14 protein-coding genes are annotated in these 17209 nt (G+C 66.1%); 8 read left to right on the top strand and 6 right to left on the bottom strand.

Features of this window, described 5'->3' with window-relative positions; translation table 11 throughout:
* Positions 1-14 precede the first annotated feature (14 nt).
* The 4 genes from panB to pcnB are packed head-to-tail and all read right to left on the bottom strand — an operon-like array spanning position 15 to position 3457.
* On the bottom strand, positions 15-851 hold the full coding sequence (gene panB / locus D3260_RS06895; RefSeq protein ID WP_120097840.1) for a 3-methyl-2-oxobutanoate hydroxymethyltransferase: 837 nt from the start codon (positions 849-851) through the stop codon (positions 15-17).
* A gap of 8 nt (positions 852-859) precedes the next feature.
* Entirely contained in the window at positions 860-1519 is a 660-nt protein-coding gene (locus tag D3260_RS06890) for a deoxynucleoside kinase (RefSeq protein WP_147418123.1), read from the bottom strand.
* Complete coding sequence (gene folK, locus D3260_RS06885; RefSeq protein WP_120097838.1) at positions 1501-2034, bottom strand: 2-amino-4-hydroxy-6-hydroxymethyldihydropteridine diphosphokinase; 534 nt, start codon at positions 2032-2034, stop codon at positions 1501-1503. Before folK ends, D3260_RS06890 begins: the two co-directional genes overlap by 19 nt.
* Before the next feature lie 16 nt (positions 2035-2050).
* Positions 2051-3457, bottom strand: a complete 1407-nt coding sequence (gene pcnB, locus D3260_RS06880; protein WP_255415811.1) for a polynucleotide adenylyltransferase PcnB — start codon at positions 3455-3457, stop codon at positions 2051-2053.
* A 308-nt stretch (positions 3458-3765) separates the two neighbouring features.
* On the opposite strand from pcnB, the gene D3260_RS06875 reads away from it, so the two are divergent.
* A complete protein-coding gene (locus D3260_RS06875) occupies positions 3766-5271 on the top strand; it encodes an amidase (RefSeq protein WP_120097837.1) in 1506 nt (501 codons plus the stop codon).
* Here the strand turns inward: D3260_RS06875 and lptG are convergent.
* Both lptG and lptF read right to left on the bottom strand, forming a co-directional pair.
* A complete protein-coding gene (gene lptG, locus D3260_RS06870) occupies positions 5264-6328 on the bottom strand; it encodes an LPS export ABC transporter permease LptG (protein ID WP_158583424.1) in 1065 nt (354 codons plus the stop codon). The genes D3260_RS06875 and lptG overlap by 8 nt on opposite strands.
* Positions 6325-7419, bottom strand: a complete 1095-nt coding sequence (gene lptF, locus D3260_RS06865; protein ID WP_120097905.1) for an LPS export ABC transporter permease LptF — start codon at positions 7417-7419, stop codon at positions 6325-6327. The genes lptG and lptF overlap by 4 nt, the downstream gene beginning before the upstream one ends.
* 201 nt (positions 7420-7620) lie before the next feature.
* Between lptF and D3260_RS06860 the strand changes: the two genes are divergently transcribed.
* The 7 genes from D3260_RS06860 to D3260_RS06830 all read left to right on the top strand — a co-directional run bounded on the left by D3260_RS06860 (position 7621) and on the right by D3260_RS06830 (position 17202).
* Entirely contained in the window at positions 7621-9129 is a 1509-nt protein-coding gene (locus tag D3260_RS06860; RefSeq protein WP_120097835.1) for a leucyl aminopeptidase, read from the top strand.
* Positions 9130-9158: 29 nt separating this feature from the next.
* Positions 9159-9593 (top strand): DNA polymerase III subunit chi, encoded by a 435-nt coding sequence (locus D3260_RS06855; protein WP_120097834.1) that lies wholly within the window; start codon positions 9159-9161, stop codon positions 9591-9593.
* Positions 9594-9747: 154 nt separating this feature from the next.
* Entirely contained in the window at positions 9748-12696 is a 2949-nt protein-coding gene (locus D3260_RS06850; protein ID WP_120097833.1) for a valine--tRNA ligase, read from the top strand.
* A 59-nt stretch (positions 12697-12755) separates the two neighbouring features.
* Complete coding sequence (locus D3260_RS06845) at positions 12756-13256, top strand: FxsA family protein (RefSeq protein WP_158583423.1); 501 nt, start codon at positions 12756-12758, stop codon at positions 13254-13256.
* Positions 13257-13395: 139 nt separating this feature from the next.
* Positions 13396-14268, top strand: coding sequence for a MoxR family ATPase (locus D3260_RS06840; RefSeq protein ID WP_120097904.1), 873 nt, complete (start codon positions 13396-13398; stop codon positions 14266-14268).
* 1 nt (position 14269) lies between these two features.
* Positions 14270-15223 carry a DUF58 domain-containing protein gene (locus D3260_RS06835; RefSeq protein WP_158583422.1) on the top strand — a complete coding sequence of 318 codons (954 nt, stop codon included), beginning with the start codon at positions 14270-14272 and terminating at the stop codon, positions 15221-15223.
* Positions 15220-17202 carry a DUF3488 and transglutaminase-like domain-containing protein gene (locus tag D3260_RS06830; RefSeq protein WP_120097830.1) on the top strand — a complete coding sequence of 661 codons (1983 nt, stop codon included), beginning with the start codon at positions 15220-15222 and terminating at the stop codon, positions 17200-17202. The genes D3260_RS06835 and D3260_RS06830 overlap by 4 nt, the downstream gene beginning before the upstream one ends.
* Positions 17203-17209: the final 7 nt, after the last annotated feature.

Raw genomic sequence — 17209 nt, 5'->3', positions numbered from 1 at the left:
GTCTGTCTGCCGGGTTACTTGAAACCGTGTTCGTCGCGCGGATAAGCCCTGCTCTTGACCGCGGCGACATAGTCGGCCGTCGCCGTGTCCAGGGAGTCGGCATCGGCCATGAAATTCTGGACGAAGCGCGGCTTCTTGCCGGGCGACAGCCCCAGGATGTCGTAGATCACCAGGATCTGGCCATCGGTATCCGGACCGGCGCCGATACCGATGACCGGTATCGACAGCGCCGCCGCCACGCGGGCCCCGAGCGACGAAGGCACGCACTCCAGCAGCACGATATCCGCGCCGGCCGCTTCCATGCGCTTGGCATCGGCGAGAATCGTCTCGGCGTCGGCAGCATCGCGCCCCTGAACCTTGAAGCCGCCGAGTTTGTGCACCATCTGCGGTCGCAACCCGAGATGCGCGCAGACCGGCACGCCATACGTGGTCAGAAAATCCACGGTCTCGACGATTTCCGCGCCACCCTCGATCTTGACCATCTTGGCCTGGCCTTCAGCCATGAGCCGATGGGCGGCCGAAAGCGCGGCTTGCGGCGTGGCATAAGTCAGAAACGGCAGATCGGTCATCAGAAAGGCGCGAGACAGACCGGCGGCCGTGATGCGGCTGTGATAAACCATGTCATCGAGCGTCACGCCGGTCGTCGAGGCGCCGCCCTGGACGACCATGCCGAGACTGTCACCGACGAGTACGACATCCACGCCGGCCCGATCCTCGAGCGCGGCGAAACTCGCGTCATAGGCGGTCAGACACGCGATCCTGTCACCGGAGTTCTTCATGGCGCGCAGATCGCCCAGCGTGACGGGCCGGGCCGATTGCTGCTGCAGATGGGGGTAAGGGCTTGTATTCATGGCCCGGACTATAGCATCGGCGTCCCAGTCCCGGGCAGCGCGTGCACCGTCCCGGGGCATGCAATCGCCTCGCGCAGGCGCGTATAGGCACCCTCGTCGCCAAGGAGATCGAGCGCATCCGTATCCACCCGCACCACCGGCGCGGCCGCATAATCGATGAAATGCGTCTCGTAGGCAGCCTTGACCTGCGCCAGATAGGCACGCGTCAAACCGGCCTCGGCGGTCCGGCCACGTCTTGCCACGCGCTCGACGAGCGTGTCGATACCGGCATCGAGATAGACCACGCAGTCCGGACACGGCGCCTGCCACGCCAGTCGGGCATGGATATCTTTATAGAGTGCCAGCTCGGCGCCCGACAGGGTCAGACGGGCGAACAACGGATCCTTGTCGAACATGAAATCGGCCACGCAGCCGGCCGAGAACAGGTCCGATTGCCGCAACGTATCGATCTGACGTGCCCGCTGGAGCAGAAAGAACAGCTGCGTCGACAACGCCTGGGCTTCCGGATGATCGTAGAAATCGGCCAGGAACGGATTGTCGTCGGGCTGCTCGGCCAGCAGGCCGGCGCCGAGATCGGCAGCCAGACGCGTGGCCAGAGTCGTCTTGCCGACGCCGATCGGCCCCTCGATCGCGATATAGGCGCCCGGCTTCATCCAGCCCCCCGCCACGGCGCGATGTCATTGGCATCCACGCGGGCCAGACAGTCGATGACACGTCCGGCCGGCCCCAGCGAGAGCGCCGGCGCAATCTCGGCCAGCGGCACCAGAACAAAAGCCCGCTCATGCGCCCGTGGATGCGGCAGCGTCAGTCGCGGATCCGCCGATCGGCGATCGTCGTAGGCGATGATGTCGAGATCGAGCGTGCGCGGGCCCCAGCGGACGTCGCGGATGCGCCCATGCGCGGACTCGATGGCCTGCAGGTACGATAACAGCGCGGGGGCATCGCGTGTGGTGGCCACCGCCGCAGCGGCGTTGCAGAACATCGGCTGATCGGCCGGGCCGCCGACCGGCACCGTCCGGTAGCAGCGCGAGCGCGCCAGCAGTCGCGGCTCGGCGCCATCGGCGAGTGTGGCCAGGGCGTCGGCGACGTGGCGGGCCGGATTGTCGAGATTGCTGCCGATGCCGATCCAGGCCACCGCGCGGTGCCGCCGATCCTCACCGGCCCTGTCTGACCGATCGCTCATGTCGAGGCGCCGCGCCTCAGCTGGTCTGGTCGACCTGCGGCTTGCGACGACGGCCGCCGCGGCGCTTGCGTTTCTTCGGTACCGCGCCGGAGGCCGGCTTCGGCGTGGACGGATCGTCCTGCATGACAGTCCACCAGTCGGCCAGTGCCTGGTCGACTTCACCGGCCTCGGCACGCAGCAGCAGGAAATCGTAGGCCGCGCGGAAACGCGGATGCGGAATCAGACGATTGGGCTGGCGTCCGCGTCGTTTGTGAAAGCGTGGCTGCAGTTGCCAGATCTCGCGCATCGGAATGGAAAAACGCTTGGGGATCGCCACGCGCTGGGCCTGGCGTGTCACGACATAACTCTGGGCGCTGGCCAGCGCCGGTGCCGGCGGCATGCCCTCGCGTTCCAGATCGGCGGCACGTTCGCGCACCGCCGGCCACAACAGGGCCGCGAAGATGAAGGCCGGCGTGACCGGCTTGCCGGCCTCGATGCGGGCAGCGGTGTTGAAGATCGCTTTCTCGATCAGCGTCTCGCTGGAGGCGCCTGCCGGCGAGGCGAGCACTGCGCCGGTCTGCGGGAACAGCGGCCGTAGCAGGTCGTAGTGCTTCAAACCGGCATAGACCGCCGGGCCGGCCGGATGCATGAGCAGCTTGAGCACTTCGTCGAACAGACGCGCGGCCGGCACATCGGCCAACAGATCCACCATATCGGCCGGCGGCTCGGCCGGCGGATCGATCGTGAGCCCGAGCTTGGCCGCGATGCGCACGGCCCGGATCATGCGCACCGGATCCTCGCGATAACGCACCCGCGGATCGCCGATCAGACGCAGCCGGTGGGCTGCGATGTCGTCCATGGCACCGACATAGTCGTGGACGCATTCATCGGCCACGTCCCAGTAGAGCCCGTTGATCGCGAAATCGCGTCGGCGCGCGTCCTCGGCGATCGAGCCGAAGACGTTGTCACGCAGCACGCGCCCGGCCTCATCAACCTCGCGCGTGTCGTCGCCGTCCGCGGTGCCGGGATCGGCCCGGAAGGTCGAGACCTCGATGATCTCGCGACCGAAGCGGACATGGCAGATCTGGAAACGTCGGCCGATCAGGCGTGCCTTGCGCCCGAACACGTCGACCACGGCCTCGGGCTCGGCGTCGGTGGCAACATCGAAATCCTTGGGCACGACGCCCAGAAGCAGATCGCGCACCGCCCCGCCGACGAGGCAGGCGCGATAGCCGGCCTCGTGAAGCCCGTCAAGCACGGAAAGCGCGGCATCGGACAGATCTGCGCGGGCGATGCCATGCTCGCTCGCCTCGATGACTTTTAACTCGTTAATGAATCCGCCCCGAATGAAGATGACTTGCGAAACGGCCGCTAGGGCCTGTTGATATTTCGTGCGAGCCCGCGCCAAACGCTGTTTTGCGGCAAGACGAGGCGTAGCACACATAGCGTGTCATGCGGCGCCAGCGTGCTAGAACCCCGGATTGCCGCAAAACAGCGGTCGTCTCGAAGAGTTGGGCCGCAAACCCTGCCCTGCGGCGTCGGCAGGCCGGATCGTGGCACGCCACGATGCAGCAACGCGCGCCTTGCAGGACACGATTTACGAACGCCAACGCGGCGCTCGCACGAAACATCAATAATCCCTAGTTTACATGCTGTGGCCCGAAACGGCGCATTATCCCGGTCGGCGACATATTTCGCGACCGACCGCGCGAAGCCGTAATCTGGCCGGACAGTCACCGACGGGCCGCAACGATGCGCTTCGAGGAATACGTCAAACACGATGCCACTGCCCTGGCCGACTGCATAGCACGCGGCGAAGTCCGGGCCACCGAACTCGTCGACACGGCGCTGGCCCGTCTATCGGCGATCGATCCGGTCCTCAATACGGTGGTCACCCGCATGGACGATCACGCCCGGCAACGCGCGGCCAAGCCGGCGCCCGGGGCGTTTTCCGGCGTGCCGTTTCTGCTCAAGGATCTTTTCCAGGACTACGCCGGCGTACGCAGCACCTACGGTTGCAAGGCATTGCGCGCGGCCGATTTCCGGCCCGAACGCCACGCCGAAATCGTTGCGCGGTTCCTAGCAACCGGCGTCAACGTGCTCGGCAAGACCAATACGCCCGAGCTCGGCGCCAAGGGGGTGACCGAAACTGCGGCCAACGGCATCACGCGCAATCCGTGGGATTCGACACGCACGCCGGGCGGCTCGTCCGGCGGCTCGGCCGCTGCCGTGGCCGCCGGTGTCGTTCCGATGGCCGGTGCCAACGATGGGGGCGGCTCGATTCGTATTCCTGCGGCTTGCTGCGGCCTGTTCGGCCTGAAACCGGGGCGTGCCCGCGTACCGGCCGGTCCGCATTTCACCGATCAGGCTCACGGCATCGCCACCGATCATGTGATCAGCCGGTCGGTGCGCGACAGCGCGGCAATGCTCGATGCCGTGGCCGGCTACGAGCCCGGAGCGATCGCCCATATCACCCCGCCGATACGGCCTTATCGCGAGTCGGCCGAAATCGACCCGGCGCCGATGACGATCGGCGTGATGGCGGAATCCCCCCTCGGCTTGCCGCTGGCGCCCGAAGCCCACGCCGCGCTCGAAATCACGACGAAACAGCTCACGGATGCCGGTCATCACGTCGAACGCATTGCGCCGCGCATCGACGGCCGGCAGCTGACACAGGATTTCCTGATGACCTGGTATGTGCGCATCGCCGTCGCCCTCGACGAGATCCGCGCCCGGACACACGGTCACTGGCGGGATTTCGAGCTGGACACACGGGCCATGGCGCATGTGGGCCGGGCGTTTTCGGCCACCGAATACGCCGCCATGCACGAGCGCTGGCGCGGTTATCGCCAAGCCCTTGCCGATTTCCATACCCGATGCGACCTGCTGCTCACGCCGACGCTGGCCGGCCCGCCATGTCCGGTCGGCTCGTTCGACACGCCGGCGATCTTGCGCGCGCTTCTGCCCGTGATGCTTCGCCTGCCGACCGGCCGCGCCCTGATCGCCAGCGGTATGCTCGATCGCGTGGCCGAAACCAATCTGGCCTGGGTGCCGTTCACGCAGCTGGCCAATCTGACCGGCACGCCGGCCGTGTCGGTACCGTTGTACTGGACGCCCGAAGGGCTGCCGCTCGGCAGCCAGTTCGTTGGGCCACCCGGCGGCGAAACCCGACTTTTCGAACTGGCCGGCCAGCTCGAGCGCATGGCGCCGTGGTTCGATCGACGCCCGGTGGTGCCGGGCGTCGATGACATCAATTGAGACGCCGCATCCAGTAACCGGTGCCCAGGGCCAGCAATACGGTCGGCAGGCTGGCAGCGAACCAGGGCGGGATGCCGTAAACGGGCCCGGTCGAGGCAACGATCTCGTTGAACAGGAAGAACAGCAGCCCGATCAGCCCGCCGACGAACAGACGCTGGCCGGCGCTGGCGCTGCGCAACGAACCGAAGGCGAACGGTAGCGCGAAGACCACGAGCGCCCAGACCGTGAACGGCGTGACGATATTGCGCCACAGCGCGAGCCGGTAGTCGTCGGCATCGATATCGTTGGCATCGAGATAGTCGATGTAACGCCACAAGCCGCTGGATGACAGCTCGTCCGGCTGCGTGACCGCCAGTTCCAGCACGTCCGGGGAAATCTTGATCGGCAACGCCAGATGCTCGGGCGTTTCGGTCTGGCTTTTCGTCGGCGAAAGCACCGTGATCTGCGGCGAGTCCAGAATCAGCTGATTGCCATCGGTATGCGCCGATCGGGCCTTGACCGATTCGGTGAGCTGGCCATCGTCGTTCAACTGATACGCGTACAGCCCGTCGATACGCCCACCCGGCAGTACGGAATCGATACGCAGATACCACTGCTGCTGGCGCAGCCAGAGGCCGTCGTCCACCGAACGCTTCGCCTCGCCGTGGCGTGCCTTGTCGCGCAGCTGCGTGGCATCGGAAACCCCGGTGGGGGCCACGAATTCGCCGAGCAGCACAGTGACGATCGCCAGCGCCAGACCGGCGAAGCTGACCGAGATCGCCAGCCGCTTCATCGATACGCCGGCACTGCGAATCACGACCAGCTCACTGCCGGCTGCCAGCGCCCCGAGTGCAAGCAGCGAACCAAGCAATGCCACCACCGGCAGGACCAGATAAAGGCGTGCCGGCAGCATCATCGCCACCCAGGCCAGAATCTTGAGCAGTCCGTAGCTGCCGTCGCCGATGTTATCGACCTCGCTGATGAACAACATCAGCGACAACAAGGCGCCGATGACGAGAATCACGACCCCGGTGGCCGCAACGATGGTGCGCGCGATATAGCGATCGATGAGATTCATCGCTGCCTGTCCTTCGGCTGCTGGCCGAACCCGTTCTCGCGGGCGATCAGATACATCGCGATACCGGCGACGACGACATGCACCCACCATTCGCCGATGATCGGCGGCAGAAGTTCACTTTCCAGCGCCTGACCGGATAGCCGGACCAGATTGAGATAAACCACGAAAAACAGAATCCCGACGATGATGCGCCCGTAACGACCCGCCCGCGGCGGCACGCGGCCGATGGGCAGCGCGATGAGCGCCAGAATGATGATCGACAGCGGCACCGAGACCCGTGTCTGCCAGGTCGCGATGTATTCGCCATCGTCGCTGGCCATCAGTGCGAGCGTGGACATCGCATCCTCATCGTCCTTCTTGACGGCATTGCCGGGCAGCAGATGCACACCGTGCTCGCCAAAGCGCACCATGCGATAGTCCGCCTGGCCCGGCTGGCCCTCGTAGCGCCAGCCGTCGGTGAGCACCAGCGTGACGGCCCGCTGATTGTCGATCTTCTGTCGGGCCTTCCGGGCCGTGACCACCGTCTGGACCTTGCGGCCGGCCTCGTTCTCGCGCACGACGCGAATGAAGACATCATGCAGATTGCCGGCATCGTCCCGGCTGCGGGCATAGAATGCGATGCGCCCGTCATCGAAGCTCGCGAACCGCCCGGGTGTGACGGACTGCACGGCATTGGCCACGGTCTGCGCGCCGAGCTGGTTCATCGTACGTTCGGCGTAAGGCGAGACGACCAGCGATAATGTCCCGGCGATGACCGCGACGCCCACCGCGACCGTGAGAAACGGCCGATAGATCACCGATAGACCGGCGCCGCCGGCCATCAGCGCCGCCATTTCATTATCGCGGCACAGCCGTCCGACCACGAGCATGATGGCCAGCAGAATGGACAACGGCATGACGATGTCCATGTTGCCGACCACCGAAAGCACGGCGAGCGTGATGACGGTGTTGACCGGAACCTGTCCGGCCGCGGCGTCACCGATGAAACGAGACAGACCGATACCGAGCGTGAGAAACACGAATACGGCAGTGATCACGAGCCAGGTCTTGGCCGTTTCACCGAGCAGATGACGGAAAATCACATGAGGCATGAACAGCGGCTATTCCAATAACGAGAATTATTTATTTAAATAGTTGGGGCGTACCCCGGGGGATGATTTTTTTTTGAGTTTAGGTAAACTTCGCGCTTTCGCCAATTCGGCTTGCGTCATCGCCTTTCGACTTCAAGGAAATGACATCGCAAAGCGTCGGTTGGCAACAGCATTTTTAACTTCGGCTTCGCAGGAGCAAGCATGGAATATCTCGTCAAGAGCGGCAGCCCGGAAAAACAGCGTGTCGGCTGTGTCATTGTCGGTATCTTCGATCGGCGCAAGCCGTCGGCGCAAGCCGAAGCACTCGACGAAGCCAGCGGTGGCCTGATCGCCTCGGTGATGCGCCGGGGTGACATGGACGGCAAACTCGGGCAGACCACACTGTTGCACGGCCTGGATGATCTTTTCTGCGATCGTATCCTGCTCGTGGGCTGCGGCAAGGAACGCGACTTCAACACGCGGGCCTATTACAAGGCCTGCAAGGCAGCTGCGGCCGAACTGGATGTCATGGGCGGCGTGGACGCAGCCTGCTATCTGACCGAGCTCAACGTCCGCGGGCGCGACGACTTCGGCTGGAGCGTCAAGCAGGCGCTGCTGGCGGTCGAGGAGACGTTCTATCGTTTCGAGGCCTGCCGCGGCCCGGAATACGAAAAACACTCGCGCAAGCTGTCTCGCCTGACCTTTCAGGTGCCACGTCGCTCCGACCTGCCGCGCGCCGAGCGCGGCGTCAACGAAGGCGTGGCCACGGCCAACGGCGTCAAGCTGGCCAAGGATCTGGCCAACATGCCGGGCAACATCTGTACGCCGACCTATCTCGCCGAACAGGCCGTCGCCCTGGCCGATCGCGAGAACAGCGTCAAGACGACCGTGCTCGAGGAAGCAGACATGGAAGCGCTGGGCATGGGAGCGCTGCTGGGCGTGTCGCGCGGCTCCAGCCAGCCGGCCAAGTTCATCGTCATGGAATACATGCAGGGCGCGAAGAACGACAAGCCGACGGTGCTTGTCGGCAAGGGCGTGACCTTCGACGCCGGCGGCATCAGCCTCAAGCCCGGCGCGGCCATGGACGAGATGAAATACGACATGGGCGGCGCTGCCGGTGTCTTCGGCGCCATGCAGGCTGCCGCGGACCTGGACATGCCGGTCAATCTCGTCGGTGTCATCGCGGCAACCGAAAACCTGCCGGACGGCAACGCCTTCAAGCCCGGTGACGTGCTGACCAGCATGTCCGGCCAGACGATCGAGATCCTGAACACGGACGCCGAGGGCCGGCTGGCCCTGGCCGATGCCCTGACCTATGTCGAGCGCAACTACGACGCGGATGCCGTCATCGACATGGCCACCCTGACCGGGGCCGCCGTGGTCGCGCTCGGCCATCACGCGGCCGCGCTGTACGGCAACAACAGCCCGTTGCGTCGTGCCCTGCGCGATGCCGGCGACGTGGTAGGCGACCGGGCCTGGCCGATGCCGCTCTGGGAAGACTATCAGTCGGATCTGGATTCCAACTTCGCCGACATGGCCAACGTCGGCGGGCGCGCGGGCGGCTCGATCACGGCGGCCAGTTTCCTGCATCGCTTCGCGCGCAAGCTGCGCTGGGCGCATCTGGACATCGCCGGCGTGGCCTGGAAATCCGGCAAGGAAAAAGGCGCGACCGGCCGCCCGGTCGGCCTGCTCGTGCAGTACCTGATCGATCGCGCGACGCCCTCGTCGTGATCGGCTAGTCGAGGCGACGACCGGACCCGATGACCGAAGTCTTCTTCTACATACTCGAAGACACCGCGCCCGAGGCGTGCACGCACTTCGCGTGCCGCCTCGTGGAAAAAGCACACGGTGAAGGGCATCGGGTCTATCTGCACGCCGGCGATCAGGCCCAGGTCCAGACCCTCGACCGCCAGCTCTGGACCTTCCGTCAGGGCAGTTTCGTGCCGCATGTCGCGGCCGATGATCTGGCCGCCGACGATGACCTGACGCCGGTGGTCATCGGCAGCGCCACACCGCCGGACGGCTTTGACGACGTGCTCGTCAACATCGGCGGCGATGTGGGCGCCTTCTTTTCACGTTTCTCGCGCCATAACGAAATCGTCGGCCCCGACGACGTGGCTTCGGCGCGCGAACGCTATCGCTATTTCAAGGATCGTGGTTATTCATTGACCACGCACAAGATTCCGGCGCGCTGATCCGCAGGCGCGGAGCGCAGCGCGATCGACAGCGACCACCTCTTTCAGTGCGCGGTCCTTTGCTGCCGTGAGAGGCATGGTCCGCCGTACCGACCCTCGAACCCAAAGACGACAGTCAATAGAATCGCGGCGACAGCCCGGACAGAGAGACCCCATGGCCGAATTGGACAAGACCTTCGACCCGCATGCGATCGAGGCCCGTTGGTACCCGGTATGGGAGGAGCGCGGCTATTTCGCGCCCGACTACAACGCGCCGGGCGAGCCGTACAGCATCATGCTGCCGCCGCCCAACGTCACCGGCAGCCTGCACATGGGACATGCCTTCCAGCACACGCTGATGGATGCGCTCACGCGTTATCACCGCATGCGCGGTCATCCCACGCTCTGGCAGCCGGGCACCGATCACGCCGGCATCGCCACACAGATGCTGGTCGAGCGCAAGCTGGAGGCCGAGGGCACGTCGCGCACGACGCTCGGGCGCGAGACGTTCATTGATCGCATCTGGGACTGGAAAGCCGAATCCGGCGGCCATATCACGCGCCAGATGCGGCGCATGGGCGCATCCGTCGACTGGTCGCGCGAACGCTTCACCATGGACGACGGGCTCTCCGATGCGGTCCAGGACACCTTCGTCGCCCTGTATGACAAGGGGCTGATCTATCGCGGTCAGCGTCTGGTCAACTGGGACCCGGTGCTCAACACGGCGATCTCCGACCTCGAAGTCGAGAACATGGATTCGCCCGGCCACATGTGGCACTTCAAGTATCCGCTTGCCGATGGCGCGATCTACGAATACGTTGAACGCGACGCGGACGGTGTCGAGACATTTCGCGAAACCCGTGACTACATCTCGATCGCCACCACGCGTCCGGAAACCATGCTCGGCGACGGCGCGATCGCCGTACATCCGGACGATGCCCGCTATGCCCCGCTCGTCGGCCATCGGTGCGAGATTCCGGTCGGCCCGAAGGCCCAGCGCCGATTGATCCCGATCATCACCGACGACTATCCCGATCCGACGTTCGGCTCCGGCGCGGTCAAGATCACCGGCGCCCACGATTTCAACGACTACGCGGTCGCCACGCGCAACGACATCCCGATGTATCGACTCATGGATACGCGGGCCCATCTACGCGACGACGGCGAACCCTACGCCGAGGCCGCCGCCCGGGCCGCGGCGATCGTGGCCAGCGGCCAGACGCCGGACGCGATGACCGTCGATGCCATCAACCTCGTGCCCGACGACTATCGCGGGCTCGACCGATTCGCCGCACGCGAGCGCATCGTCGCCGATATCGATGCCGAAGGCCTGATGATCACGGTCGAGGACAAGGCCATCATGCAGCCTTACGGCGATCGGTCCGGCGTGGTCATCGAACCCATGCTGACCAATCAGTGGTTCGTCGATGCCAAGACCCTGGCGAAACCGGCCATCGCGGCCGTCGAGGACGGGCGGATCCGCTTCGTGCCCGGCAACTGGGACAAGACCTATTTCGAATGGATGCGCAACATCCAGGACTGGTGCATCTCGCGCCAGCTCTGGTGGGGGCACCGCATTCCGGCCTGGTATGACGAGGCCGGCCATGTCTATGTCGCTCGCTCCGAGACCGAGGTCCGGGAAAAGCACGGGCTGTCCGCCGACGTATCGCTGACCCGGGACGAGGATGTCCTCGATACCTGGTATTCCTCCGGTCTGTGGGCCTTCTCGACGCTCGGCTGGCCCGAGCACACCCAGGCGCTGTCGACCTTCTACCCGACCAGCGTGCTGGTCACCGGTTTCGACATCATCTTCTTCTGGGTTGCCCGGATGATCATGATGGGCCTGGAATTCATGGGCGATGTGCCATTTCGCGAGGTCTACGTGCACGGCCTGGTGCGCGATTCCGACGGCGCGAAGATGTCCAAGTCCAAGGGCAACGTGCTCGACCCGATCGATCTCATCGACGGCATCGATCTGGAATCGCTGGTCGCCAAGCGCACCGCCAACATGATGCAGCCGCAGAAGGCCAAGGCGATCGAGAAAGCCACACGCCGTGCCTTTCCCGACGGCATCGCGGCCTACGGAACCGACGCTCTGCGTTTCACCTTCGCCGCCCTGGCCTCGCCCGGGCGCGATATCCGCTTCGATCTCGGCCGCGTCGAGGGCTATCGCAATTTCTGCAACAAGCTCTGGAACGCCGCGCGTTTCGCGCTCATGCAGGTGCCCGCAGATTTCGAGCTGCCCGACGACGCGGCGATCGAGCTCTCGGCCGCGGATCGCTGGATCGTGTCGCACCTCCAGCGGGTCGAGCGCGAGGTCACGACCCAGTTCGATGCCTATCGTTTCGATCTGGCCGCCAGCGCCATTCACGATTTCGTCTGGCACCACTTCTGTGACTGGTATCTCGAACTGATCAAACCCGTGCTGTCCGGGCCCGCCAGCGCGGCCGCGAAAGCCGGCACGCAGCGCACGCTGGTCCGCACGCTGGAAACCACACTGCGCCTGATGCACCCGTTGATGCCGTTCATCACCGAAGAGATCTGGCAACGTGTCGCGCCGCTGGCCCGGGGCGATGCCGAGACAGCCGGCCGCAGTATTTCCCTGGCCCCGTTCCCGGTAGCCGACGAGGCGCGCATCGACCCGCAGGCCGAAGCCGAGATCGATTGGCTCAAGAAGGTCATCGGCGGGCTGCGCACGATCCGCGGCGAGATGGATCTGGCACCGAAGCAGCGTGTTCCGGTCCTGGTGGCCGGCGCCGATGCCGCCGATCGTGACCGACTGCGCGCCAACCGCGCCGCGATCGATTTCCTGGCTGGTGTGGCCTCGATCGACGAGCTGCCGGCCGCCGAGATCCCGGAATCGGCGGTCGCACTCGTCGGCGACATGCAGCTGCGTGTGCCGCTCGCCGGTCTGATCGACACCGAGGCCGAACTGGCACGCCTGGACAAGCGTCTGACCAAGCTGGAAAAGGATCTCGCCGGCACGCGCAACCGGCTGGCCAGCGAGTCGTTCGTGGCCAAGGCACCGGCCGAAGTCGTGGACAAGGCGCGTGCGCAGTTGCTTGAATTGGAGCGCGAGCACGGCGAATTGACCGAACAGCGAGCGCGCATCGCGGCCCTGTAGACAGATCGACCATGCCGAGGCCGCACCGACAACATTCACGAACCCGACGAGACAAACCCATGGCTGCCCGATTGCTTCTGTTGTTCATCATCGCGCCGATCGTCGAGCTGTTCGTGCTCATCAAGATCGGCGGGCTGATCGGCATCGTGCCGACCATCGCGCTCGTACTGCTGACCGCCGTGATCGGCAGCCAACTCGTACGGCGTCAGGGGCTGACCGTCATGGCCCGGATCCGCGAGGCCCAGGCGCGTGGCGAAGCCCCGGCACTGCCGATGGTCGACGGCGCCGCGCTGCTGTTCGCGGGGCTTTTACTGCTCACGCCGGGCTTCATCTCCGACATCCTCGGGTTCTGCCTGCTGGTACCGAACCTGCGTGAGCGCATCGCCCGCGGATTGTTGTCCCGACTCGTCATACTCGCCCCCGGCGGACGCGGTGCCGGAGCGGCCGGCGGCTGGCGGCGTGGCCCGGGCAGCGGACGTGACGGCAGCATCGAAGGTGAATACCAGCGCAAGAATGATCCCGACCGCAGCCACGACGATCGTATCGGACGCGGCGATTGAGCATCGCATCGTCTTTGCAGGCCGGGTAGGCTGACCCTATCGCTGTTCTGTTGTCACTTCGATGATGCGCGAGCGTGGTTCCTCGCAGACCGCCGCCCGGCCCGACCCGCAGTCGCCGGGCCGGCTCACCGATATCCGCATGTGGCTTGCCGAGACATTGCACGGCAAGCCCGAGCCGATCGATCTGTCGTTGGTCTGCCTGCTGGCCGGCGGACATCTGCTGATCGAGGATGTGCCCGGCGTGGGCAAGACCACACTGGCCCAGGGACTGGCCCGTGTCTTCGCCCTGGATTTCACTCGGATCCAGTTCACCAGCGATCTGTTGCCCGGCGATATCGTCGGCGTCTCGGTCTTCGACAGCCACCGCACGGCCTTTGTCTTCCGCCGTGGCCCTCTGTTTCATCGGCTCGTTCTCGCCGACGAGATCAACCGGGCAAGCCCGCGTACCCAGAGTGCGCTGCTGGAGGCCATGGCCGAAGGCCAGGTCACCGTGGAGGGCGCCACGCATGTACTCGAAAAGCCTTTCCATGTGATCGCGACCCAGAACCCGGTTGACCGCAGTGGCACGTTCGATCTGCCCGATTCGCAACTCGATCGGTTCCTGATGCGGATCCATATCGGCTATCCGCCGGCGGATGCGGAACGTCGCCTGCTGGCCGCCGCCGGGCGGCCGGCCGATCCGACACTGGTTGCCGTCGCCGATCCGGCACAACTCATCGCCTGGCAACAGGCCGTCGCAGACGTCGCCCTGGCCCCGCCGCTGATCGATTACCTGCTGGCCCTGATCGTACGGACCCGAACGGATAACGCGTTCGCCACCGGCTTGTCGCCGCGAGCCGGTATCGCCCTGCGCCGGGCGGCCCAGGCGGCCGCCTGGCTGGCCGGCCGGGATCATGTCACGCCCGAGGACGTTCAGACCGTGCTGCCGGCCGTCGTCGACCATCGGCTGCATCTGGCCGCCGATGACGGGCTCGCCTCGGCCCGTCTGCTCGCCGCCGTCGATCTGCCCTGACATGGCAGCGCCGAGGCGCGGCATCGGCGGTTTCGTCGCGCGCCAGATCGACCGTCGTACGCCGCGCACGCCGCCGCCGCTGGCCGTCTCGCCGCGTCGGCTGTACATCCTGCCGACGGCCGCCTGTGGCCTGTTCGCGCTCTTGTTGCTCGTCATGACGCTCGGCGCGACCAACTACGGCAATAACCTCGCCTTCGTGCTGACGTTCTGGCTCGGTGCCGTCGGCCTGGTCTCGATGCACCGGGCACATCGCAACCTGTCCGGTCTCACCCTGGACGAAATCCAGGCCGCGCCGGTCTTTGCCGGGGACACCGCTCGGCTCAATCTCGTGTTCACGCGCCGTGCCCGCCGTGATCGGCGCCGGTTGGGTATCACGCTCGGGTCGACCGCAACGCGTTTTTTCGATGTCGGCCCACACACCACGGTCGAGATCGACCTGCCCACCACTCGGCGTGGCCGGCTGGCCCTGCCCACCATGAGGCTCGAGTCGCGCTATCCGCTCGGCCTGTTTCGATGCTGGACGCAACTGGCGCCGGATGTTTCGGTCATGGTGCATCCGCGCCCGCACGGTGATTCGGCGACCCCGACGGGCCCGGCCGACGGGGCAGTCGAATCCAGCCCCCACGGTGGCAACGAGACAGAATTCGCCGGGCTGCGCGCGTATCGCGACGGCGACCCGGCCCGCGATATCGACTGGAAACACAGCGCGCGTCGACCGCATCTGCTGGTTCGCGAACGCGCTCGATCCGGCGGTGCGCCGAGTGCCTGTTTCGACTACGGCGCGCTCGACCATCTGGCCCTGGAAGCGCGGTTGTCGCAACTCGCGTTGTGGATCGTCGAGGCCGATGCAGCCGGCCGGCGCTACGAACTCGTGCTGCCCGAGGCCCGCTACGGTCCGGATCAGGGCCCGCGCCATCGTCGTGTCTGTCTGGACGCGCTGGCGGTCTTCTCATGAGCCGGCACGTTTCCGCGATGCGCCTCGGCACGCGAGAGCGCGGCGTGCTCGTCGGACTCGTGGCGTTGATCATGGCACCACACGTCATGCATCTGCCGTGGTGGGTCAGCGCGCTCGTTGCCGCACTGCTAATCTGGCAGGGCATCGCCCTGGCCAGACGACATCGCCCCCCGCCGCTCATCGTCCGAGCGTTGTTGACCGCGGCCTGCTTCGCGGGCGTTTTCGCGGCCTTCGGCCGGGTCAACGGCCAGGATGCCGGCGTGTCGCTGCTGGTGTTGATGCTGGGCCTGAAGCTGTCCGAACTGACACGCGCTCGCGATGCGTATGTCGTGCTGACGCTGTGTTGTTTCGTGCTCGCCACCCAGTTTCTGTTCTCGCAGTCGATGGCCATGGCGGCCAGCCTGGTCATCGGTGTCTGGGCCGTGATCGCGGCCTTCGTATATCTGCACACACTGCCCGGCGCCCACCGGAGCGGGCACGCGCTGCGCGAGTCGGCGGCGCTTCTGGGCCTTGCCGTGCCCATTGCCGTGGCGCTTTTTCTCCTTTTTCCTCGCCTGCCGGGCCCGTTGTGGGGCCTGCCGGCCAACGACGGCCGCACCGGGTTGACCGGACTGTCCGATCGCATGTCGCCCGGGGCGATCGAGCGACTGGCGCGTTCGGGCGCAGTCGCTTTCCGGGCACGCTTTGACGGCCCGGTGCCATCCCCCGATCAACGTTACTGGCGCGGCCCCGTGTTCTGGGATCTGGCCGGCGGGACCTGGCAGAACCGGGCTGCGCCCCCGCCGCCCGGCGATGTCGAGGCCCTGTCCGCGCCGCTGCGCATTGACATCACGCTGGAGCCGAACGGCAAGCGCTGGCTACTCGCTCTCGATGCGCCGCTGAAAGCGCGCCCCGGCGATGGGCGCACCACGGGCGGTACGCTGGTCGCCGAGGCGCCGATTAAGGAACGCATACGCTACGTCGAACGTTCAGCGACATCGTATCGGCTCGGGCTGGACCTCAGCCCGGCCACACGCCGGCGCGCACTCGCCCTGCCGACACACGGCAACCCCCGCGCTCGCGCACTGGCACAACGCTGGGCCGCCGCGGCCGATTCCACACCGGCGATCGTGAACCAGGCCCGCGCGCTTTTTCGCCACGAGCCGTTCCGCTACACGCTCAGTCCGCCGCGCACGCCGCGCGAAGACAGCATCGATGCGTTCCTGTTTCGCACCCGAGCCGGATTCTGTGAGCATTACGCTGGCGCCTTCACGTTTCTCATGCGAGCCGCGGGCGTGCCGGCCCGTGTGGTCACCGGTTTCCTTGGCGCCCGCAAGGCCGACTACGGCGATTACTGGATCGTGCGCAATGCCGACGCCCACGCCTGGTCCGAGGTCTGGATCGCCGGCCGGGGCTGGGTGCGCGTCGACCCCACGGCGGCGGTCGCCCCCGCGCGTATCGACGACAGCATTGCCGCGGCCGTGGCCGACCGCGGCGATCTGGCCTTCATGGCACGCGGCGACGACCGCGACCCCTGGTTTCAGGCACGCATGGCCTGGGACGGCATCAACGCCGCCTGGAACCAGTGGTTTCTGGCCTATGGCCCGGCTCTGCAGGAGAAACTGTTCAGCCGTCTCGGTCTCGGCGGCTTCGGGCCGGCGCTGGCCGTGCTCACCGGCCTCATCGTCGCCGCCCTCGGTCTGATTTCCCTGCTGCTGGCCTGGCGCATGCGCCCGACGCGCTCTCCCGACGGCGTGGTGCGTGCCTGGCTGCGCGTGGAACGCCGGCTGGCCCGTCGTGGCTTGATACGCATAACCGGCGAAACACCAGGCGCCCTGGCCGCCCGAGCCGTCCGGCGCCGACCCAGCCTGGCGCCCGAGCTGCCCGAGCTGGCCGCGCAATACACCCAGATGCGCTATGCGTATCCGGCTCCCGGTCCGGCTGCCCGCCGGGCCTTCATGCGCCGCGCTGCGCGCTTTCGGATCGGCCGTGGTCGCTGATACGGTC

Origin of the sequence: Salinisphaera sp. Q1T1-3 (assembly GCF_003602005.1) — a bacterium.
GTDB lineage: Bacteria > Pseudomonadota > Gammaproteobacteria > Nevskiales > Salinisphaeraceae > Salinisphaera.
The sequence above is the reverse complement of the archived record's forward strand: the minus strand, read 5'-3'. Positions and strand labels throughout refer to the sequence as shown.